Below are 19,891 nucleotides of genomic sequence, written 5' to 3'. Positions count from 1 at the left end.
GCCGGTCGCTCACTCGCCCGTCAGGGATCCGAAGTCGGTGCCGGATCCGAGCAGCATGGCGGCGCCCATGAGGAGCACGGTCGCGGGGATCATGAAGGTGGTGACCATCAGGGTCGCCTTGGGGACCGCCTTGGCCGCCTTGCGCCGGGCGTTCTGCGCGTCGGTGCGGCGCATGTCGTTGGCGATGGCGATGAGGGTGTCCACGATCGGGGCGCCGAGTTCCTCGCCCTGCTGGAGTGCGGTGACGAACATGGCGACCTGTTCGGAGTCGTTGCGTCTGCGCAGTTCGTCGAAGGCCTGGCGGCGGCTGACGCCCATGTCCATCTGCCGCAGGGTGATGCGGAGCTCGTCGGCCCACGGGCCCTTGTACTTCTCGGACACCCGGTCCAGTGCCTGCCGGAATCCGAGGCCGGCGGAGACGACGACGGCGAGGACGTCCAGGAAGTCGGGAAGGGTGCGGTCGATGTCGTCCCTGCGTTTGCGGACGGCGGCCCAGATGCCGACCTCGCCCCAGAAGAGGCCGAAGGCGACCATGAGGAGCGCCATGAAGATCCGGCCGCCGGTGAGCATCACGAACGCGGCGAAACCGCCGAGGGCGCTGTAGACGGCCCGGCGGGCGGCGTAACGGTCGATGGTGAGGCCGCCGGGGTTGCCGGCCATGTCGATCTTGCGGCGCTTCTCGTTGACCCGCTTCGGTCCCATCGCGCGGAGCACCAGGGGCGCCCAGCGCATGCCGAGCCGGTCGATTCCGGAGCCCACCGCGGTGGTGCGGGTCGAGCCGACCTCCAGGGCGAGGGCGAGGTCACCGGGGAGGGTGGCCTCGGAGCGGTACATCCGCACCCCCTTGAAGACGCCGAGCACACTGAGGCCGACGACGAGCGCGAGCAGCAGTTCCATACCGGTCCCCTCCTCAGATATCGATCTTGGAAATGCGGCGGATGGCGACGAAGCCGACGGCGTAGAGGCCGAGCGAGACGATGACGGCGATCTGGCCGGCGAACGATCCCGTCATACGGTCGAGTGCCCCGGGGAGGATCGCGTTGACGAGGAGCATCGCGCCGACGCCGATGGCCGGGACGGCGTAGGCGGTGGCATTGATCTGTGACAGCTGGGTGCGGACCTCGCGCCGGGTCTCCTTGCGTTCCTCCAGGGTGATGGTGAGGTTGCGCAGCGAGGAGACGACCTGGCCTCCGGCCCGGTTGGAGAGGATCAGCGTGGCGACGAGGACGACCAGTTCGCGGGAGGGCAGGCGGGTGGCGAGCTCGTCCAGTGCGTCGTCGAGGGTGCGGCCCACGCCCAGCTGGTCGGCGACGATACGGAGTTCGTCACCGGCGGGCGCCTCCAGCTCGTCGGCGGCCATGGCGATGGAGGTGCGCAGGGAGAGACCTGCCTGGGTGGCGTTGGCCAGGACCCGTGAGATCTCCGGCAGCTGGCCGATGAACGCCTCGGTGCGCTTGGCGCGGTGCCAGTTCAGGAAGGTGTTGGCGCTCCAGATCCCGGCGAGCCCGGCCAGCGGACCGAAGAACGCCGCCAGGACGGACGCCGCGATCAGCCACAGTGCCGCCACCGAGGCCATGACGTAGAGGAAGTACTCGCCGGGGGTGACGTCGAGGCCGGTGGCGGCGAGCTTCAGCTCGATCCTCCTGCCCGGTTTCGTGCGGCGCAGGCGGCGGTCGATCCCCCGGAACCGGCGCTGCGGACCCGTCTCGGCCTGACCCGTCGAGGAGAGCCGGTCGACGAGGGCCTCGCGCTGGGCCCTGCCCGAGGTGTACGCGTGCAGGCCCATGACGCCGAGTACGCAGCACAGCAGCGTGACACCGATGGTGAGCGGTGCGAGATTGTCCATGTCGGGGTACCTATCCGGCCTCTCGGGTGGCGAGGTATTCGTCTGACGGAGCGACCCCGAAGGCCTGGGGGATCGGCTGTCCGGCCATGAAGAGCCGGTCGGCGACACGACGCGGGAGCGGGAGGGCCTGGAACTCGCCGTGGACCACGCCGTCGACGTCCATCGGCCGGGCCGCGAACCGGGCGACGGTGACGATCCGGTAGGGGGCGCGCCCGTGCGAGTCGAGCACCGCGATCTCGGTGACCTTCCGGGTACCGTCGGCGTGCCTGGTCAGCTGGACTATCACGTCCACGGCGCTGTTGATCTGGTCGTGCAGGGCCTCGAAGGGGATCTTGATCTCGGACATCGACGCGAGGGTCTGGAGTCGCATCAGCGCGTCCTCGGCGCTGTTGGCGTGCACGGTGGCGAGCGAACCGTCGTGGCCGGTCGACATCGCCTGGAGCATGTCCAGTGCCTCTCCGCCTCGGACCTCACCGACGACGATGCGGTCCGGGCGCATGCGCAGGGAGTTGCGGACCAGGTCGCGGATGGTGACCTGGCCCTTGCCCTCCACGTTCGCGGGCCGCGACTCCAGCCGGATCACGTGGTTCTGCTGCAGCTGGAGTTCGGCCGAGTCCTCGATGGTGACGATGCGTTCGCCGTCGGGGATGAGTCCGGAGAGCGCGTTGAGCAGGGTGGTCTTCCCCGTGCCCGTGGCCCCGGAGACGATCACGTTGAACCTGGCCTGGACGAGCCCGGCGAGCAGCAGCAGCATCTGCTGGTCCAGCGAGCCGAAGCCGATCATCTCCTGGAGCGTGAAGGACCTGGGGAAGCGCCGGATGGTGAGCGTCGCGCCGGTGAGCGAGAGCGGCGGGATGATGACGTTGACGCGCTCGCCGCTGGGAAGACGGGCGTCGACCATCGGATTGGCCTCGTCGACGCGCCGGTTGACCGTGGAGACGATGCGCTCGATCGTCTGCATGAGCTGTTCGTGGCTGGCGAAGCGCATCGGGAGCTGCTCGACCCTGCCCGCACGCTCGACGAAGATCTGGTCGGGTCCGTTGACCATGATCTCCGTGATGGAGGCGTCCTCCAGGAGTGGTTCCAGTACGCCGAGCCCGAGCGCCTCGTCGACGACGCGCCTGATGAGCTGGGAGCGCTCGGCGGTGGAGAGGACCGGCCCCTCGCGGCTGATGATGTGGCCCAGCACGCGTTCCAGCCGGGCCCGGCGGTCGGTGGCGGCCAGCGAGGACATCTCCGCGAGGTCGATCTCCTCGAGGAGCTTCGCGCGGTACGTGGCGACCAGGTGGCCGTCCTCCCGTCCCCCTCCGCGCTCCTCGGGGGCGGTGATGCGTGCCCGCAGGCTCATGGCGGTACTCCTCGGATGAGATGGGTGCGCTCAGTCGTCGCGGGGCATGGTGGCGGACTTCTCGACGGTCCGGTCACCGAGCAGGCCGAGCAGGACGTCCGGGATCGGGACGGTCACCGTGACCGTGACCGCGTCCTCTCCGGAGGGCGCCGAGATCCGGGCCCGCTCGGCGACCCAGCCGGTCATGGACGCCTTGGCGACCCGGGCGTACGAGCCGGACACGTCCTCCTGCGCGGCCGTACGGGCGGCGGCCCTCGCGCCGGTGCCCGCCTGCTGCGCGGTGTAGGCGATCAGGCCGAGCTGGATGCCGGCGAGGCCGATGAGGATGAGGACGGGGAGGAAGCCCAGGTACTCGACGGCGGTCGACCCCCGGTCCCCGCGCCCGCCCCGGCCCGGACCGGCCGCGCGTGGGGTTCGTAAGGGTTCCATGACGCGTCACTTCCCTTCCGCGGCAGCGCCGGCCGTGGCCGTGACGGGAATGGGGAGACTGGCGAAGCCCGGGAACAGGACGGGTGCCTTCAGCGTGATGCTGACGCTCACCATGTCGTCTCCTTCGGACCCGCAGTCGCGGATCTCCGCGGATCCCTCCCAGGCCCCGGGGAGCCTCTCGTTCACGGCGGCCTCGCATCTGCTCCACCGTTCGCCGCCGTCCGCGGCGACCGCGCTGCGTACGCCTTCGTCCGCCGCGCCGCTCGCCAGGGTGAAGGTGTAGCCCACCAGTACGGCCTGCCACAGCAGCACCAGCGTCACCAGGATGATCGGCACCATCCCGGTGAACTCGACGCTCAGCTGGCCGCGTTCGTCGCGCAGCCTTGCCCGTATCCGGCCCGGCTCTCCCCCGTGTCCCTTCACTGCCGGCCTCCCCCGCCGGCCGTGCCGCCCCTGCGCCTGCGGCCTCCGATCGAGCCCCGGTCGCCGCGCGGTGTGCCCGCGCGCGACTCTCCCGGGGAGGGCTTCACGAGTCCGATCTCCCCGGCCAGGGCCCAGAGGGCCTGCTTCACGCTGGAGCGCGGGTCCAGTTCGTGCATCCGGCCGGAGTCCACCGCGCCCTGGAGCTCCTTGAAGTTCGCCGGTACCACCGTGCCCGCCATCCGGGTCCCGGTGATCCGCTGGATCAGGGCCGGCTGGATCTCCGTGTTGCGGTTGAACCGGTTGACGAGTGTGAGCGTCTCCTCGGCCTTGCGGATCTGGAGCCGGTCCCACATCCGTACGATGCGTTTGGCACCCCGCACGGCGACGACGTCCGGTGTCGTCACCAGCACCGCGGTGTCGGCCATCTCGATCGCCGCGGCGTTGGCCCCGCTCATCTGGCTGCCGCAGTCGATCACGACGACCTCGTAGCGCGAGCGCAGGGCGCTGACGATCTGGCGGGCCGAGCGGTCGCTGACCTCCTCGCCGCGTTCGCCCTCCCCCGGCGCCAGCAGCAGGGCCAGGCCGGTGTCGTGCGAGAAGACGGCGTCGGAGAGGACCCGCGGGGATATGTCGGCGATGGCGGCCAGGTCGACCACGGAACGCCGGAACTGCACGTCGAGATAGGCGGCGATGTCGCCGGCCTGGAGGTCCAGGTCGACGAGCGCGGCCGTGTGCCCGGAAGCCTGTGCGGCGAGGGCCAGCTGTACGGCTGTGACGGTCGTCCCGACCCCGCCCTTCGCTCCGGTGACCGTGACGACCGTGCCGCCGGGTCCGGTGAACACATCGCCGCCGGAGCCCAGATGGCGCCGTACACCCGTGGACCACTGCGCGGCGGCCTGCACACGGTTGACGAGTTCCTCGTAGCCGAGGGGGAGGGTGACCAGACCCCGTGCTCCCGCGTCCATGGACGCGGCGAAGAGCCCGGGACTCGCGTCGGTGGTGATCAGCACGACCCCTACGGCGGGGAAGCGGAGGGAGACCTCCCGGATCAGCTCCAGCGCGGGCACCGGGCCGATCAGCTCATGGACCAGCACGACTTCGGGCAGCTCCTCGACGGCCTCGCCGGCGAGGCGGGCGAGGGTGTCGATGAGCTGCGTCGAGTCACCGACCGGCGCGGCCGGCTCCGCGTCGGGCAGCTGGCTCAGCAGGGTGGTCACGGACCTGGCCGCGTCGGCGTCACCGACGGCCGGGAGGATTCTGGTGGTCATCCCATCCTCACTTGTCCTTGTCGAGCGTGTAGGTCCGGTCGCCCGGGCTGATGGTGCCGTCGCTGCCCGGAGCGATCAGTGCGAGACGGACGTGCTGGGCGAAGGACTCGGCGTAGGCGACGCGCTGGGTGTCGAGGGTGTTGAGGGCGAACGTGATCGGCACGGCCTCGGACGCCCGGTTCCTGTCGTCCCTCTTCGGCTCCAGCGCCGTCAGCTCACCGACGTCGAGGACCTTCGCGTTGGAGACGATCACCTTGGACTGGGACGCCGCACCGTCCTGCTCGCCCGCGAACGTGGCGTAGATGTTCACCCTGTCGTTCGGCCGGATCTTGCCCGCCACTCCCGTCGCGGCGTCGATCATGATGGCGATCTCCTGTTCGCCCGGCCGCAGTTCGGGGCTCTTCACCATCATGTCCGACTGCATCAGGGAGCCCTCCCGCAGCTGGGTCACGGCGATCTTGCCGTCGACCTCGTCGATGTCCGTGACGGCGTTGTCCGACAGCCAGCGTTCGGGCATGGAGACCTTCTCGAACTGCCCGGCGTTCAGTGCCTTGTAGGGGGCCACGTTCGTCTTGAGGCGGTAGGCGTCGACCTCGGGCCCGACCTTCGAGTTGACGTCGCTGATCACCGAGAGCACCCCGGCGAAGGCGCCGAAGGCACACAGGACCGAGAGGAGCAGGAGTATGACGCCGCGGCGCTGGCGGGAGTTCATGGGCCGGACAACCTCGTTCGATTCGGGTGCGTGGAGCAGCGGACGGAGGGTGGCGCGCGGTGCCTGCGGAGAGCCCCGGGCGCCCTAGGAGCCGGGTGGGGCGGGCGCTCCACGGCTGAGAGCGCGCGGGGAGGGCACGCGGTTCCCCGCCGGAGCCAGCGGGGAGGAACAGAACCCGCAGCGGTCGCCGATGAGTTCCATCCCGCACCAGTGGCACTTCTCCCGCCGCACGGAGGCGACGAGCTGGTAGACCACGGAGATGTCCGGGAGGAAGGAGGCGAACTCGACCACCTTCCCCGTGCCCCACCAGCGGGGCGAGGCGGAGGGCAGCGTGCACTCCTGGACGGCCTGCACCCCCCAGGCCGGAGCGAGGGTCTCCCGGACCCAGTCGGATGCCAGCTGCCCCCTGGCGATCAGCAGCTGGGTGGCGAACGGAGGTCCGGCCGGCGGTTCGACGGCCGGACCGATCCTGATCAGCTGGGGGTCGGGGCCGGCGATGACGGCGAACATCGAGCCGGGCACCCATGACCTGGCGTGCGTCTTGAGGCTGACGGGAACACGGTCGAGCCTCGCCACCGAGTTCAGCAGGGCCCCGGCGCGGATGTAGTGGGTGAGCAGCCGCGCCGCCGAGGCCACCACCCCCGGGCTGAAGTCGCAGACGGACAACTGCCGCAGCTGACGCACCAGTACGGCCACACCCAGCGGCGGCAGGTCCACCTTGAGCAGGGCGATGCGGTCGCTCTCCAGCACGGACCGGATGGCGTGCAGCCTGCGTTCGTGGGCGGGGCTGATGCCCGTGGGGTAGACCGCGACCACGTGGCCGTGCTGCTCCAGGAGCAGGTTCATGTCGCCGATCGCGAGATCGAGGGGCTGGGTTTCGGGTGCCTGCAGATGGGCCGCTGTGGGCGTCTGCTGATCGGTCGGCGGTAGCACCAGATCAGCACTGGTCACTGCTATTGCGGTCGGCACGCTCTTCCCCGTTCGGCACCGGCCGTCGTCGGGGGTGACTCCGGCCGCACTTCGCTCCTGCTCCGTGCTTCTTCCCCAGCACTTTAACCACGTCATACCAGGCAGAGAACAGTTATCGGAACCCAGTACGAAGTCGTACGGCACACGCGTTCGCAACGCCTCCGTACGAAATCGGACGAAAAGCAGAGCCGTTAACTCCTGCACCACTGCGCAGAGTTACCCCGCCCCCTCGGGTTTGGAATCCGAGAGAATTCATCCGCGCTGGTCAGCGCGGACCCGGCCCGCATTCCCCGGCCCCCGCGATATCCGCTCCGTCACATTCCCGGCACCGGACCGTGTCACCCGTGCGGGTGTTACCCGGGAGCCACCGAGCGGTCACCCGAAGGTGAGCGCCGAGAGGGTCCGGCACCCCGGATCCCCCCGCCCCGCACACCCGGAACGCCACAGGTCTTGACAACTTGATTGGTCTGGACCAGTTTATCGGCCAACGGTGGCCACCGTTCCCCCGCCAGCACCCCCAACTCCCCCACCGGAGGCAGCAAGTGGAACGCTCCGCAGGCAGCAGCAGGCACAGAAGACGCCGGGTCCGGCCGCTCCTCGGCGGAGCCGTCGCCGTCGTCGCGGCCGGAGCGCTGGCCGTCACCGGGCTCTCCGGCTCCGCACAGGCCGCCGACGTCAACGTGGCCAAGAACGCCGGATTCGAGTCCGGGCTCGCCAACTGGACCTGTTCCGGCGGCAGCGGCACCACCGTCTCCTCCCCCGTGCACGGCGGCACCTCGGCGCTCAAGGCCACCCCGGCCGGGCAGGACAACGCCAAGTGCACGCAGACCGTGGCCGTGAAGCCGAACTCCACCTACGCGCTCAGCTCCTGGGCGCAGGGCGGTTACGCCTACCTCGGCGTCAGCGGCACGGGCACGACCGACGTCTCCACCTGGACGCCCGGCTCCAGCGGTTGGACCCAGCTGAGGACCGGCTTCACCACCGGTCCTTCCACCACCTCCGTGACCGTCTACACCCACGGCTGGTACGGCCAGGCCCCCTACGTCGCCGACGACGTGCAGGTGACCGGCCCCGACGGCGGCGGCGGAACGGACCCGGAGCCCGCGATCCCCGGCGCTCCCGCCGCGCTGACGGTCGGCGCGACGACGTCCTCCTCCGTGGCCCTGTCCTGGAACGCGGTCTCCGGCGCCACCGGCTACACCGTCTACCGGGGCGGCACGAAGGCGACCACCTCCACCGGCACCTCCGCCACGGTGACCGGGCTGGCCGCCGACACCGCGTACCAGTTCTCCGTCAGCGCGACCAACTCCGCCGGTGAGTCCGTCAAGTCGGCCACCGTCAGCGGGCGCACGGCGAAGGCGACCGACCCGGGCCCCGGTCCGGTGACCTCGGTGCCCGAGCACGCGGTGACCGGCTACTGGCAGAACTTCGACAACGGCGCCGCCGTCCAGAAGCTCAGCGACGTCCCCGCGAACTACGACATCATCGCCGTCTCCTTCGCGGACGCCACGGCCACGCCCGGTGCCGTCACCTTCAACCTGGACTCGGCGGGGCTGAACGGTTACACCGTCAGCCAGTTCAAGGCCGACATCAAGGCCAAGCAGGCCGCCGGCAAGAACGTCATCATCTCCGTGGGAGGCGAGAAGGGGGCCGTCGCCGTCAACAGCGACGCCTCGGCCACCGCGTTCGCCGACTCGGTGTACGCGCTCATCCAGGAGTACGGCTTCAACGGCGTCGACATCGACCTCGAGAACGGACTCAACTCCACCTACATGACGAAGGCGCTGCGTTCCCTGTCGTCGAAGGCGGGCTCCGGCCTCGTCATCACGATGGCGCCGCAGACGATCGACATGCAGTCGACGTCCGGTGAGTACTTCAAGACGGCACTCAACATCAAGGACATCCTGACCGTCGTCAACATGCAGTACTACAACAGCGGTTCGATGCTGGGCTGCGACGGCAAGGTCTACTCGCAGGGCTCGGTGGACTTCCTCACCGCGCTCGCCTGCATCCAGCTGGAGGGCGGGCTCGCCCCCTCCCAGGTCGGCCTCGGCGTCCCCGCCTCGACCCGCGGCGCGGGCAGCGGCTACGTCGCCCCGTCCGTCGTGAACGCGGCCCTGGACTGCCTGGCCAAGGGCACCTCCTGCGGTTCCTTCAAGCCCTCCAGGACCTACCCGGACCTGCGGGGCGCGATGACCTGGTCGACCAACTGGGACGCGACCGCGGGCAACGCCTGGTCGAACGCGGTCGGCCCGCACGTCCACGGGCTGCCGTAGACCCCGCCGCCCCGTAGGACGACGGAGCGGCAGCGCCGCCACCGGCGCTGCCGCTCCGTCGTCACGGACCTCAGGACCGTGTTCACCAGGGCAGGTCACGCACCTGCTGGACGCACAGCACGACGAACAGCAGTCCCGCCGCGCCCAGCATGCCGTTGCTGAGCCAGCCGTTGCGCCATTCCCTGGGCGTACGCGAGGAGTTCAGGAGCCAGATCAGGGTCAGGGCCAGGAACGGCATGAAGAACGCGCCCAGGACGCCGTAACCGATGACCAGGCCGAAGGGCTCGTCCAGCCACAGCAGCGTCATCGGGGGGAACGTCAGCCAGAGCAGGTACGCGCGGAAGGGAACGGACCGTTCCTGCCGGCCGACCGTCGCACTGCCGGCCTTCCCCTCGTCCGCCTTCTCCGTGCCGGCGTCACCGCGTCCGGCCCGGATCCGCTCCACGAAGTCGGCGAACATCAGGCTCACGCCGTGCCACACGCCGATGAGCGACGAGAACGAAGCCGCGAAGAAGCCGACGAGGAACAGCTTCGCGGTGCCCGCACCGAAGCGGTCCTCCAGGATCACGCCGAGGTCGATCAGCCCGCGGTCGCCCTTGGTCAGGGCGATCTGCGAGGAGTGCAGCAGTTCGGCGCCGACGATGAGCATGGCCACGACGAAGATGCCGGTCGTGATGTAGGCGACCCTGTTGTCGATCCTCATCACCTTCATCCAGGACGGTCCGGACCATCCCTTGGCGTTCACCCAGTACCCGTACGCCGCCATGGTGATGGTGCCGCCGACCCCTCCGATCAGCCCGAGGGTGTAGACCAGCGATCCGTCGGGCAGCACGGGGAGCAGCCCTGCGAAGGAGGCGCCGACGTCCGGTACGACGCGGATCGCGACGTAGACCACGACGACGAACATGACGCCGATCAGGACCGTCATGACCTTCTCGAAGACGGCGTACTGGTTGAACCACACGAAGACCAGGCCGATCAGCCCGGTGATGATCGCCCAGGTCTTCAGGCCCGGGCCGTCGGGGAAGAGCGCCACGATGGGCAGGGCGCTGGAGGACATGGCCGTCGCTCCGTAGACGAAGCCCCAGATGACGACGTACACCGCGAAGTAGCCGGTGGTCCACCCGCCGAGGGTGCGCCAGCCGTCGAAGAGGGTGCGGCCGGTGGCGAGGTGCCAGCGGCCCACCGCCTCCGCGAGGGAGATCTTGACCAGGCAGCCGATGACGGCCGCCCACATGAGGGTGTAGCCGAACTTGCTTCCCGCGACGAGCGTCGCGACCAGGTCCCCGGCTCCGACGCCGGTGGCCGCGACGACGATGCCGGGTCCGATGTACTTCCAACTGGACTTCCGGGGGCCGGGGCCCGACTCCCCGGCCGCTGTGCCGGTCCCTGCCCCGGCGCCTGCCCCGGGCCCTGACTCTGTAGTTCCGCTTGTCTCCGCCATGTCGATCAACGAAGCGTAAAGAAGGGGATCACACAAGGGTCCGCGCACGCCCCGTTCACCGTCACGGGACGTGCGCGTCAGGGGGACGTCCCTCAGATGACCAGGCTCAACGCCGCCGCGACCACGAAGCCGGCGACCGAGAGGACGGTTTCCAGGACCGTCCAGGTCTTCAGGGTGTCCCGCTCGGAGATGCCGAAGTACTTCGAGACCATCCAGAATCCGCCGTCGTTGACGTGCGAGGCGAAGATGGAGCCCGCCGAGATCGCCATGATGATCAGCGCGAGGTGGGCCTGCGACATGTCCTGGCCCTCGACCAGCGGGACGACGATGCCGGCGGTGGTGACGATCGCGACCGTCGCGGAGCCCTGCGCGACCCGCAGGACGACGGAGATCAGCCAGGCGAGCAGGATGACCGGCAGGCCGACGTCGTTGAAGGTGTCGGCGAGCGCGTCGGCGATGCCGCTTCCCTTGAGTACGGCACCGAAGATCCCGCCCGCGCCGACGACCAGCAGGATGTTGCCGACGGGCTTCAGCGAGGACGTCGAGACGGACTCGAGGGACTTGCGGGACCAGCCGCGCCGGATGCCCAGCAGGTAGTAGGCGAGGAACAGGGCGATGGTCAGCGCGACGAACGGGTTGCCGAAGAACTCGATGACGGAGCGCGGCGTGGACGGGTCCAGCGCGATGGAGGAGAACGTCGCGGCCAGGATGAGGATCAGCGGGGTGCCGATGATCGCGAGCACGGTGCCGAGCGGGACGGGCTTCTCGTGCGGGGTGACACCGGCAGCGCGCTGTTCGGCGACGACGGCGGCCTTGGACTCCTCGGCGGCCTCGACCATGTCCTGCGGTACGTCGACGAAGATGCGCTTGCCGATCCAGGCGGCGTAGACCCAGGCGGCGAGTACGGACGGGATGCCGACGAGGACGCCCATCAGGATGACCCAGCCGAGCGAGACGTTGAAGAGGCCCGCGGCGGCGACCGGTCCGGGGTGCGGCGGCAGGAACGCGTGGGTCATGGACAGGCCGGCCAGCAGTGGCATCGCGTACAGGACGACGGACTTGCCGGAGCGCTTGGCCGCGGCGTACACGATCGGCGCGAGGACGAAGATGCCGACGTCGAAGAAGACCGGGATACCGAAGATGAGGCCGGTGAGGCCCATGGCGAGCGGTGCGCGCTTCTCGCCGAAGAGGTTCAGCAGCCGGGCGCTGAGGACCTCCGCACCGCCGGACACCTCCAGGATCGCGCCGAGCATCGTGCCGAGGCCGATGATGATCGCGACGTGCCCGAGGATGCCGCCCATGCCGGACTCGATGACGGAGACGGCGGCGGACTTCTGGACCGTGCCGAAGAGTTCGGTGACGGAGAGACCGGCACCCAGGCCGACGGCTATGGACACGGCGAGCAGCGCGACGAACGGCTGCAGCCTGACCTTGATGATCAGGTACAGCAGGAGCGCGATCCCCAGGGCGGCGACGGTCAGCAGACCGGGAGTCCCTCCGATCAGGAGGAGCAGTCCACCGGTGTGGGGTGGCACTTCGGGTGCGGGGGCGGCGGCGAGCAGCATGAGCGGTCAACTCCGTTGGTGACGGGGCCCTTCGGGGCAGGAGGGAGCGCGGCACGGCGCCCGTGTGCGGAAGGTGTGGGGCGCCGTGCCGTGGGGCGAGCGGTTCAGGGGAGCCGGCTGCCCGGGAGTTCCGGGGTCACCGGTTCGGCGCGTCGGGGTGAGCGGACCCGACGCTCAGCCGAGGACCGCGAGGGCGTCGATCTCGATGAGGAGTCCCTTGGGCAGGCCGACGTACACCGTCGTACGTGCGGAGGCGGGGGCCGCGAGGCCCTGCTCCTCGAAGTACTCGTTGTAGATCGCGTTCATCTCGGCGAAGTGGTCCACGTCCGTGAGGTAGACGCGCATCATCATGACGTCGTCCCAGCTCGCGCCGCCCTCCTCCAGGATCGCCTTGACGTTGGCGAAGGTCTGCAGGGTCTGCTCGCGCAGCGTGGGGCCGGCCGGGGTGGGGGCCTGGCCCTCGACGGCGGGCAGGAAGCCGACCTGGCCGGCGACCTGGAGGATGTTGCCCTTCTTCACGCCGTGCGAGAACTTCGCGGGCGGCGTGGTGTGGGTGCTGGGGGTGAGGGCGGTCTTCTCGGTCATGGTGGTTCAGGCTTTCTTGGTGGGGGTGGTGCCGGAGTACTCCCGGCTGATGGTGTCCGCGGTACGGCGCACCAGCGGGAGCAGGGTGAGGAGTTCCTCGGCCGTGACGACCACGTTCGGTGCGGACACCGACATGGCGGCGACGACCCGCCCGTCCGCGCCCCGGATGGGGGCGCCGACGCAGTTGATGGACTCCTCGTGGCCGCCCAGGTCGGTGGCCCATCCCTGTTCGCGCACGACGGCGAGCTCCTTGAGGAAGGAACCGGCGTTCGGGACCGAACGGGACGTGTACATGGGGTAGTCGAGCCGTTCGGCGATCGCGCGCCGTTCGGGCTCGGTGAGGTCGGCGAGGAGCAGCTTGGCGACCGCGGCGACGGTGATCGCGACGGGTTTGCCGATCCGCGAGTACATGCGCACGGGGTAGCGGCTCTCGACCTTGTCGATGTAGAGGACCTCGTTCTCCTCGTACACCGCGAGGTGGATGGTGTGCCCGCACTGCTCGTTGAGCGCGACGAGGTGGCTGTGGGCGATCTCGCGTACGTCGAGGTTCTCGACGGCTTCCTGCGCGAGGGCGAACAGTCGCGCGCCGAGGCGGTAGCGCTGGTCCTCCTGCCGGTAGACGAGGCCGTGCTCGTGGAGCGTACGGAGCAGGCGCAGCGCAGTGGACTTGTGGACGCCGAGCCGCTCGGCGACCTGGCCGAGGTCGGCGGGGCCCTGGGCGAGCAGCGGCAGGATGCTCAGCGCGCGGTCGACGGTCTGGCTCATGTGACTCGTACCTCCTCGTTCGCCCCGGCGGCGAGTGTCCAGCCGGGGCCGAGACGAAGTGTGCCCCAGGCGTCGTCGTCCAGGGCGGCGAGCCGGTCGGCGTACGCGCGGGGCGGGGGCCCGGTGAGGTCGCCGGGGACGGTGAGGACGGCGGCGGCCATGAGGTGGCCGTGCCGCGCCCGGTCGCGGACGGGCAGGTCGCGCAGGGTGGCGGAGAGGAATCCGGCGGCGAAGGCGTCGCCCGCGCCGACGGCGGCGACGACGTCGACGCTGAGGGAGGGCACGGTGGTGACGGTGTCCCCCTCAGTGCCGTCGTCGCTCCGCGAGAAGACCGTGACCCCGTCCGAGCCCCGCTTCACGACGAGGACGGAGGGCTCCGGCAGGGCCGCGCGGACCGCCTCGGTGCCGTGTACCCCCCAGGCCTCCTCCGCCTCGTCCTCGCCGACGAAGACGAGGTCGCAGCGGCGGGCGAGGGCGAGCAGCACCTCCGGGCCGGCCGCGCCGTCGCGCCACAGGCCGGGGCGGTGGTTGACATCGAAGGAGATCAGCGGGCGGGCGTCGCGCGGGGCGGTGAGGTCGTCCAGGAGGGCCAGGCAGTCGGAGGAGAGTGCCGCGGTGATGCCGGACAGGTGCAGGATGCGGGCGGCGAGGAGGTCCTCGTACGGGGCGTTGTCCGGGGACATCGCGGAGGCCGCGGAACCGGCCCGGTAGTAGGCCACCTCATGGGTGTCGGTGGCCCGGTCCGTCGCGGTGCGGAAGTAGATGCCGGTGGGGCGGCCCGGGTCGCGTCGCACGGCCGAGGTGTCGACCCCGTAGCCGGCGATGGTGTCGACGAGGTGGTCGCCGAAGCCGTCGGCACCGACCCGGCCCACCCACTTCGCCCGGTGGCCCGCGGCGGCGAGCGCGCAGGCGACGTTGGACTCGGCGCCGCCGATGCCCCGGCCGAAGGAGGGGACGTCGGCGAGGCGGCCCGGCTGCGAGGGCAGGAACGTCACCATGGACTCGCCGAGGCAGACGACGTCCGCGGTGGCTGTCCTGGCTGCGGATCCGGACACTCTGGGCTCCTCTTGGTCGGCCGTGGGCGCCGGTGTTCACCATTGACCCGGCATCGGCCAGGATGTTAGACAGCGTTAAGCGATATGCGCAATGGTCGTTGCAGAGAATGCAACGATGACGTTTCCGAGGAGGATCCCTTGGCCGCCCAGCAGTCCGCCGAACAGCCCGTGACGGCACTCACCGGTGAAGTGGTCGACCACCGCTTCAAGGCGCTGCCACCCGACGCGGAAGGGACGACCGTCGGCGCCCTCGCGGCCGAGCGCCGCAACCTCTTCACGGGCGGCTTCACCACTCCCGTGCTGGCCCTGTCCGCGGAGTCGGTCGAGGCCAACCTCGCCCTGCTCGAGACGTACGCGGAGCGGCACGGCCTGGCTTTCGCGCCGCACGGCAAGACGTCGATGTCCCCGCAGCTGTTCGCGCGACAGCTGGAGTACGGCGCGTGGGGCATCACCGCCGCCGTCCCCCACCAGGCCCGCGTGTACCGCGCCTACGGAATCCGGCGGATCTTCCTCGCCAACGAGCTCGTCGACGCGGTGGCACTGCGCTGGCTGGCCGGGGAACTGGACGCGGACCCGGACTTCGCCTTCGCCTGTTACGTGGACTCCGTACGTGGCGTCGAGCTGATGGACGAGGCCCTGCGCGCGGCCGGCGCCGTGCGCCCGGTCGACGTCGTGGTGGAGCTCGGGGCCGGTGAGGGCGCCCGCACCGGTGCCCGTACGGAGGCCGACTGCGCGGCGGTCGCCGAGGCGGTGGCCGCCGCTGCCACCCTGCGCCTGGTGGGCGTCGCCGGTTACGAGGGCGAGGTGCCCGACGCCTCCCCCGAGCGCGTACGGGAGTGGCTGCGCCGACTCGTCGCGCTGGCAGCGGACTTCGACGCGGCCGGCCGCTTCACCGCACTCACCGACGGGGAGGAGATCCTGGTCAGCGCGGGCGGCAGCGCGTGGTTCGACGCGGTCGCCGACGTCTTCGCCGACGTCCCCGAGCTGAGCCGTCCCGTCCTCAAGCTGCTGCGCTCCGGCGCGTACGTCAGCCACGACGACGGCCACTACCGCCACCTCACCCCCTTCAACCGGATCCCCGAGGAGGGCACGCTGCAGCCCGCCTTCCGGCTCTGGGCGCAGGTCGTCTCCCGCCCCACCCCCGAGCAGGCCTTCGTCAACGCGGGCAAGCGCGACGCGGCCTACGACCTGGACCTCCCCGAGGCGCAGGTCGTCCGCTCCGCGCGCGACGGCTCGGTGCGGCCGGCCACCGGCATCACCGTCAGCGGACTGTCCGACCAGCACGGCTGGGTGCGCACGGAGCCGGGCGCCGAGCTGGAGGTCGGCGACTGGATCGGCATGGGCCTCTCGCATCCCTGCACCTCGTTCGACAAGTGGCAGCTCATCCCGCTGGTGGAGGCGGACGGCACCGTCACCGACTACATCCGCACCTTCTTCTGATCCCGGCGGAGCCGCACCCCACCCCGAAAGGCCACATCTCATGGACCTGGTCATCCGCGACGCCCGCGTCGTCGACGGCACCGGCGCCCCCTCCTACCGCGCCGACGTGGGCATCACGGACGGCCGGATCTCCGAGATCCGGCGCGAGGGCGACGGGCCCCGCCCCACCGCCCCCCGCGCCCTGGACGCCGACGGCCTCGCGCTCTCCCCGGGCTTCATCGACATGCACGCGCACAGCGACCTCGCCCTGCTGCGCGACCCCGACCACAGCGCGAAGGCCGCCCAGGGCGTCACCCTGGAGGTCCTCGGCCAGGACGGACTGTCGTACGCCCCGGCCGACGACCGCACCCTGGCCGAGGTCCGCCGCTCCATCGCCGGCTGGAACGGCGACGGCAGTGACATCGACTTCGACTGGCGCACCGTCGGCGGCTACCTGGACCGCCTCGACCGGAACTTCGGCGGCCAGGGCATCGCCGTCAACGCCGCCTACCTCATCCCGCAGGGCACGGTCCGCATGCTCGCGGTGGGCTGGGACGACCGCCCCGCCACCGCCGCCGAGCTGGAGCACATGAAGGAGCTCGTCGCCCAGGGCATGGCCGAGGGCGCGGTCGGCATGTCCTCGGGGCTGACCTACACCCCCGGGATGTACGCGAAGGACGCCGAACTCACCGAGCTGTGCCGGGTGGTGGCGGCGCACGACGGCTACTACTGCCCCCACCACCGCTCGTACGGCGCCGGAGCCCTCCAGGCGTACGAGGAGATGGTGCGGCTCACCCGCGACGCCGGCTGCGCCCTCCATCTCGCCCACGCCACGATGAACTTCGGCGTGAACAAGGGCAAGGCCCCGGAGCTCCTCTCCCTCCTGGACGACGCCCTCGCGGCCGGCGCGGACATCTCCCTGGACACCTATCCGTACACCCCCGGCTGCACGACCCTCGTGGCGATGCTGCCGAGCTGGTCCAGCGAGGGCGGTCCGGAGTCGATCCTGACCCGGCTCGCGGACGACGCGACGGCGGAGCGGATCCGTCATCACGTGGAGGTCCTCGGCTCCGACGGCTGTCACGGCGTCCCGATCGAATGGGACAGGATCGAGATCTCCGGCGTGGGCTCACCCGCCCTGTCCGACCACGTCGGCCGTACGGTGGCCGAGTCCGCCGCGCTGCGCGGTGAGGAACCCTGGGTGACGGCCCGTCGGCTGCTCGTCGAGGACCGGCTGGGCACGACGATCCTCCAGCACGTCGGCCACGAGGAGAACGTCCGGCAGATCATGCGCCACCGGGTGCACACCGGCGGCAGCGACGGCATCCTCCAGGGCGACAAGCCGCACCCCCGCGCGTACGGCACGTTCCCCCAGTACCTCGGCCGGTACGTACGGGAGCTGGGCATCCTCCCGCTGGAGGAGTGCGTCGCCCACCTCACCTCCCGCCCGGCAGCCCGCCTGCGCCTCCCCGACCGCGGGCAGGTGCGCGAGGGGTACCGCGCGGACCTGGTCCTCTTCGACCCGGCCACGGTGGCGGCCGGATCGACGTTCGAGGAGCCGCGCACGCTCCCGGTGGGCATCCCGCACGTGCTGATCGACGGCCGCTTCGTCATCGAGGACGGGAAGCGGACCTCCACGCTGGCGGGCCGGGCGGTCCGGGGCACGGGCAGCGCACGGAGCTGAGGGGAATCCGGCCGGGCGCGGCCGGATCCTGCAAGGGCCGGACCGGAAGATGCCGACGCGGAGGCGGCCCGCGGGCCGTGCGGTGTGGAATCGTCGTCCCTCAGGACTCACGCCCCCGTGCACGGTTCGGAGGAGCCCTTGACGGCACAGCCCGACGGGACGGTCATGCTTCCGGTCACGGCCCTCGGGATCGGGGACTCGCCACGACTGCGCGGACTCGACCTCTCCCACGTCCAGTCACTCGCCGACAGCTTCGACGACCTGCCGCCCCTCCTGGTCCAGCGGTCGACCATGCGGATCGTGGACGGGAGGCACCGCCTGGCGGCCGCCCGGCTGAACGGTGCGCGGACACTGCCGGCGCTCTGGTTCCAGGGCTCCGACGCCGACGCCTTCGTGACCGCCGTACGCCTCAACAACGGCCGGGGACTGCCCCTTGGCGGGCACGAGCGCTCGACGGCCGCCGCACGCATCCTGGCCTCGCATCCGCACCGGTCGGACCGGTGGATCGCGTCGGTCTGCGGAGTGGCGCCCCGCACGGTCGCGGCTCTGCGGCGGCGTCCAACCGGTGACGAGCGGCAGTTGGACATGCGGACCGGCCGCGACGGACGGCGTCGCCCCCTCTCCGCGGAGCCCGGGCGGCGGATCGCGGCGGAGATCATGCGGCGGGAGCCCGAGGCGAGTCTGCGTACGGTCGCGCGGCAGGCCGGCATCTCCGTGGGGACGGCGCTGGACGTGCGGCGACGGCTGGCCGAGGAGGACGGCACCGCCACCCCCGAGCCGCCCCCGCTGCCGGCCGCGCCCGTGGCCGCCCCCTCCGGCCCCGTCTCCCCGGCGGCGGTCCGGGAGCAGCTGGACCGCCTGGTACGGGACCCGTCACTGAGGTACAGCAGCCAGGGCCGGGCTCTGCTGCGGCTCGCGTCCGCGACCCTGGCGTTCACCGAGCAGGCCGAGGCGATCGCGGGGTCGACCGCGGGGCACTCGCGGGAGTCGCTGCACCTGATCGCCCGCGCCTGTGCCGAGGGGTGGGCGCGCTTCGGGGAGTACGTCGTCCCGGAGGCGGACAGCGCCGCCTGACACCCTCTTCCCTCATCCCACCTCGGCCGGCGGCCGGCCCGGGCTGCTGTCAGCGGGCCGGTCGGCTGCCAGCAGCGTGGAGCCCAGCGGGGTCGGCGTGTGCAGGACCGACATGGCGTGACGGCGGCTGACCAGCAGCCCCGCGTTGCGCAGGGCGGTGGCGTGCTGGCTGGCGGAGGAGGCGGAAACCCCCGCCGCCAGGGCGAGTTCACCTGTCGTGGCGCCCGTCCCGGATGCGGCGGCGGACAGAACGGCGGCGCGTGTGCGCCCGATGAGTGCCGCGAGTGGTTCGCCCTGGCCCCCGGGAGGCGGCCGTCGAGGCGACTCGTGCCCCAGCGGGTACACCAGGACCGGCTCCAGCCCCGGGTCGGCCAGGGCCACCGGGTTCCCCCGGCAGAAGTACGAGGGAATCAGCCGGAGCCCCCGGCCCTCCAGGTACAGGTCACGGTCGACCGGATAGCCGACGGTCAGCACGGGCGGCTTCCACTCCGCTCCGCTGCCCGGGGTGCGCAGCAGCCCGTCGAGTCCGCCGTCGAGCAACGTGCGGGCGCGGACCGCCCGTTCGGCTTCGAACCGGGCCTGGATCTCGTCGCCGTGCGGGGCGACGACAGCGTCGTGGTAGGCGCGGATCGTCCGCGTCAGACGGCTCCGGACCTCCTTCTCGGCGAGGCGGGCACCCCAGGAGGGTCCGCCACCCGCGCGGGAGAGCCGTCGCGCCTCGTCCAGCACACGGTCCGGCGAGGTCGCCAGGATCCCTTTGAGCCCGGCGTCGAGGCCTTCGGCCGACTCGGCGGGAGTGAGGAAGTCGGGGAAGTAGCCCGTCCGCGGGACGAGCGGGAGCAGCAGGCTCCGCACGGCGCCGGAGAGACCGCCCTCGTGCAGCCGGGTGCGGGCAGCGCGGTACCAGGGGGCATAGGGCCGGCGTGCCTGCCGGGTGCGCAGGCGGTGGAGGCTCATACAGACCTCCCACAGCGGGTCGGGGGATGCCGCCACCCGGACCCTCGTCAGATCCGCGGCGGTGAAATGTAT

General features: G+C 71.1%; 18 protein-coding genes. 4 read left to right on the top strand and 14 right to left on the bottom strand.

Annotated elements, in window-relative coordinates; translation table 11 throughout:
* Nucleotides 1-9 precede the first annotated feature (9 nt).
* The 8 genes from JOC24_RS03495 to JOC24_RS03460 form a co-directional block, all read right to left on the bottom strand.
* Nucleotides 10-897 (bottom strand): DUF5936 domain-containing protein, encoded by an 888-nt coding sequence (locus JOC24_RS03495; RefSeq protein ID WP_205018579.1) that lies wholly within the window; start codon nt 895-897, stop codon nt 10-12.
* 13 nt (nt 898-910) lie between these two features.
* Complete coding sequence (locus tag JOC24_RS03490; protein WP_205018578.1) at nt 911-1,846, bottom strand: type II secretion system F family protein; 936 nt, start codon at nt 1,844-1,846, stop codon at nt 911-913.
* A gap of 10 nt (nt 1,847-1,856) precedes the next feature.
* Nucleotides 1,857-3,194 carry a CpaF family protein gene (locus JOC24_RS03485; RefSeq protein ID WP_205018577.1) on the bottom strand — a complete coding sequence of 446 codons (1,338 nt, stop codon included), beginning with the start codon at nt 3,192-3,194 and terminating at the stop codon, nt 1,857-1,859.
* A gap of 30 nt (nt 3,195-3,224) precedes the next feature.
* Nucleotides 3,225-3,623 carry a TadE/TadG family type IV pilus assembly protein gene (locus JOC24_RS03480; RefSeq protein WP_205018576.1) on the bottom strand — a complete coding sequence of 133 codons (399 nt, stop codon included), beginning with the start codon at nt 3,621-3,623 and terminating at the stop codon, nt 3,225-3,227.
* A gap of 6 nt (nt 3,624-3,629) precedes the next feature.
* Nucleotides 3,630-4,046, bottom strand: coding sequence for a TadE/TadG family type IV pilus assembly protein (locus tag JOC24_RS03475; RefSeq protein ID WP_205018575.1), 417 nt, complete (start codon nt 4,044-4,046; stop codon nt 3,630-3,632).
* Entirely contained in the window at nt 4,043-5,314 is a 1,272-nt protein-coding gene (locus tag JOC24_RS03470) for an AAA family ATPase (protein ID WP_205018574.1), read from the bottom strand. The genes JOC24_RS03475 and JOC24_RS03470 overlap by 4 nt, the downstream gene beginning before the upstream one ends.
* A gap of 7 nt (nt 5,315-5,321) precedes the next feature.
* The gene (cpaB, locus tag JOC24_RS03465; protein ID WP_205018573.1) at nt 5,322-6,026 is read right to left on the bottom strand and encodes a Flp pilus assembly protein CpaB; all 705 of its coding nucleotides are present in this window, start codon (nt 6,024-6,026) and stop codon (nt 5,322-5,324) included.
* Nucleotides 6,027-6,110: 84 nt separating this feature from the next.
* The gene (locus JOC24_RS03460) at nt 6,111-6,977 is read right to left on the bottom strand and encodes a hypothetical protein (protein WP_205018572.1); all 867 of its coding nucleotides are present in this window, start codon (nt 6,975-6,977) and stop codon (nt 6,111-6,113) included.
* 560 nt (nt 6,978-7,537) lie between these two features.
* On the opposite strand from JOC24_RS03460, the gene JOC24_RS03455 reads away from it, so the two are divergent.
* On the top strand, nt 7,538-9,271 hold the full coding sequence (locus JOC24_RS03455) for a chitinase (protein ID WP_205018571.1): 1,734 nt from the start codon (nt 7,538-7,540) through the stop codon (nt 9,269-9,271).
* Between the two features lie 82 nt (nt 9,272-9,353).
* On the opposite strand, the gene JOC24_RS03450 is transcribed toward JOC24_RS03455, so the two are convergent.
* The 5 genes from JOC24_RS03450 to JOC24_RS03430 all read right to left on the bottom strand — a co-directional run bounded on the left by JOC24_RS03450 (nt 9,354) and on the right by JOC24_RS03430 (nt 14,685).
* Entirely contained in the window at nt 9,354-10,715 is a 1,362-nt protein-coding gene (locus JOC24_RS03450; protein WP_205018570.1) for an Nramp family divalent metal transporter, read from the bottom strand.
* A 92-nt stretch (nt 10,716-10,807) separates the two neighbouring features.
* Nucleotides 10,808-12,280, bottom strand: coding sequence for a GntP family permease (locus JOC24_RS03445; protein ID WP_205018569.1), 1,473 nt, complete (start codon nt 12,278-12,280; stop codon nt 10,808-10,810).
* Between the two features lie 174 nt (nt 12,281-12,454).
* Nucleotides 12,455-12,865 carry a RidA family protein gene (locus JOC24_RS03440; protein ID WP_205018568.1) on the bottom strand — a complete coding sequence of 137 codons (411 nt, stop codon included), beginning with the start codon at nt 12,863-12,865 and terminating at the stop codon, nt 12,455-12,457.
* Nucleotides 12,866-12,871: 6 nt separating this feature from the next.
* On the bottom strand, nt 12,872-13,630 hold the full coding sequence (locus JOC24_RS03435; RefSeq protein ID WP_205018567.1) for an IclR family transcriptional regulator: 759 nt from the start codon (nt 13,628-13,630) through the stop codon (nt 12,872-12,874).
* Nucleotides 13,627-14,685 (bottom strand): sugar kinase, encoded by a 1,059-nt coding sequence (locus JOC24_RS03430; protein ID WP_205018566.1) that lies wholly within the window; start codon nt 14,683-14,685, stop codon nt 13,627-13,629. Before JOC24_RS03430 ends, JOC24_RS03435 begins: the two co-directional genes overlap by 4 nt.
* A gap of 138 nt (nt 14,686-14,823) precedes the next feature.
* Between JOC24_RS03430 and JOC24_RS03425 the strand changes: the two genes are divergently transcribed.
* From JOC24_RS03425 to JOC24_RS03415, 3 genes are all read left to right on the top strand, one after another.
* Nucleotides 14,824-16,125 carry an alanine racemase gene (locus JOC24_RS03425; RefSeq protein ID WP_205018565.1) on the top strand — a complete coding sequence of 434 codons (1,302 nt, stop codon included), beginning with the start codon at nt 14,824-14,826 and terminating at the stop codon, nt 16,123-16,125.
* Between the two features lie 40 nt (nt 16,126-16,165).
* Nucleotides 16,166-17,788, top strand: a complete 1,623-nt coding sequence (locus JOC24_RS03420; RefSeq protein ID WP_205018564.1) for an N-acyl-D-amino-acid deacylase family protein — start codon at nt 16,166-16,168, stop codon at nt 17,786-17,788.
* A 138-nt stretch (nt 17,789-17,926) separates the two neighbouring features.
* Nucleotides 17,927-18,862, top strand: coding sequence for a ParB/RepB/Spo0J family partition protein (locus tag JOC24_RS03415; RefSeq protein ID WP_205018563.1), 936 nt, complete (start codon nt 17,927-17,929; stop codon nt 18,860-18,862).
* Between the two features lie 12 nt (nt 18,863-18,874).
* Here the strand turns inward: JOC24_RS03415 and JOC24_RS03410 are convergent, their stop codons facing one another.
* On the bottom strand, nt 18,875-19,819 hold the full coding sequence (locus JOC24_RS03410; RefSeq protein WP_307792619.1) for an ArsR family transcriptional regulator: 945 nt from the start codon (nt 19,817-19,819) through the stop codon (nt 18,875-18,877).
* Between the last annotated feature and the right edge of the window lie 72 nt (nt 19,820-19,891).

Origin of the sequence: Streptomyces sp. HB132, from assembly GCF_016909575.1 — a bacterium.
In the GTDB taxonomy this organism is placed as follows: domain Bacteria; phylum Actinomycetota; class Actinomycetes; order Streptomycetales; family Streptomycetaceae; genus Streptomyces.
The sequence above is the reverse complement of the archived record's forward strand: the minus strand, read 5'-3'. Positions and strand labels throughout refer to the sequence as shown.

Excerpts from the sequence above, each read along its gene's own strand:
- JOC24_RS03410 (WP_307792619.1), bottom strand. The coding sequence starts at position 19,819 with ATGAGCCTCCACCGCCTGCGCACCCGGCAGGCACGCCGGCCCTATGCC.
- JOC24_RS03480 (WP_205018576.1), bottom strand. The coding sequence starts at position 3,623 with ATGGAACCCTTACGAACCCCACGCGCGGCCGGTCCGGGCCGGGGCGGG.
- JOC24_RS03420 (WP_205018564.1), top strand. The coding sequence starts at position 16,166 with ATGGACCTGGTCATCCGCGACGCCCGCGTCGTCGACGGCACCGGCGCC.
- JOC24_RS03445 (WP_205018569.1), bottom strand. The coding sequence starts at position 12,280 with ATGCTGCTCGCCGCCGCCCCCGCACCCGAAGTGCCACCCCACACCGGT.
- JOC24_RS03470 (WP_205018574.1), bottom strand. The coding sequence starts at position 5,314 with ATGACCACCAGAATCCTCCCGGCCGTCGGTGACGCCGACGCGGCCAGG.
- JOC24_RS03490 (WP_205018578.1), bottom strand. The coding sequence starts at position 1,846 with ATGGACAATCTCGCACCGCTCACCATCGGTGTCACGCTGCTGTGCTGC.
- JOC24_RS03485 (WP_205018577.1), bottom strand. The coding sequence starts at position 3,194 with ATGAGCCTGCGGGCACGCATCACCGCCCCCGAGGAGCGCGGAGGGGGA.
- JOC24_RS03495 (WP_205018579.1), bottom strand. The coding sequence starts at position 897 with ATGGAACTGCTGCTCGCGCTCGTCGTCGGCCTCAGTGTGCTCGGCGTC.
- JOC24_RS03450 (WP_205018570.1), bottom strand. The coding sequence starts at position 10,715 with ATGGCGGAGACAAGCGGAACTACAGAGTCAGGGCCCGGGGCAGGCGCC.
- cpaB (WP_205018573.1), bottom strand. The coding sequence starts at position 6,026 with ATGAACTCCCGCCAGCGCCGCGGCGTCATACTCCTGCTCCTCTCGGTC.
- JOC24_RS03435 (WP_205018567.1), bottom strand. The coding sequence starts at position 13,630 with ATGAGCCAGACCGTCGACCGCGCGCTGAGCATCCTGCCGCTGCTCGCC.
- JOC24_RS03440 (WP_205018568.1), bottom strand. The coding sequence starts at position 12,865 with ATGACCGAGAAGACCGCCCTCACCCCCAGCACCCACACCACGCCGCCC.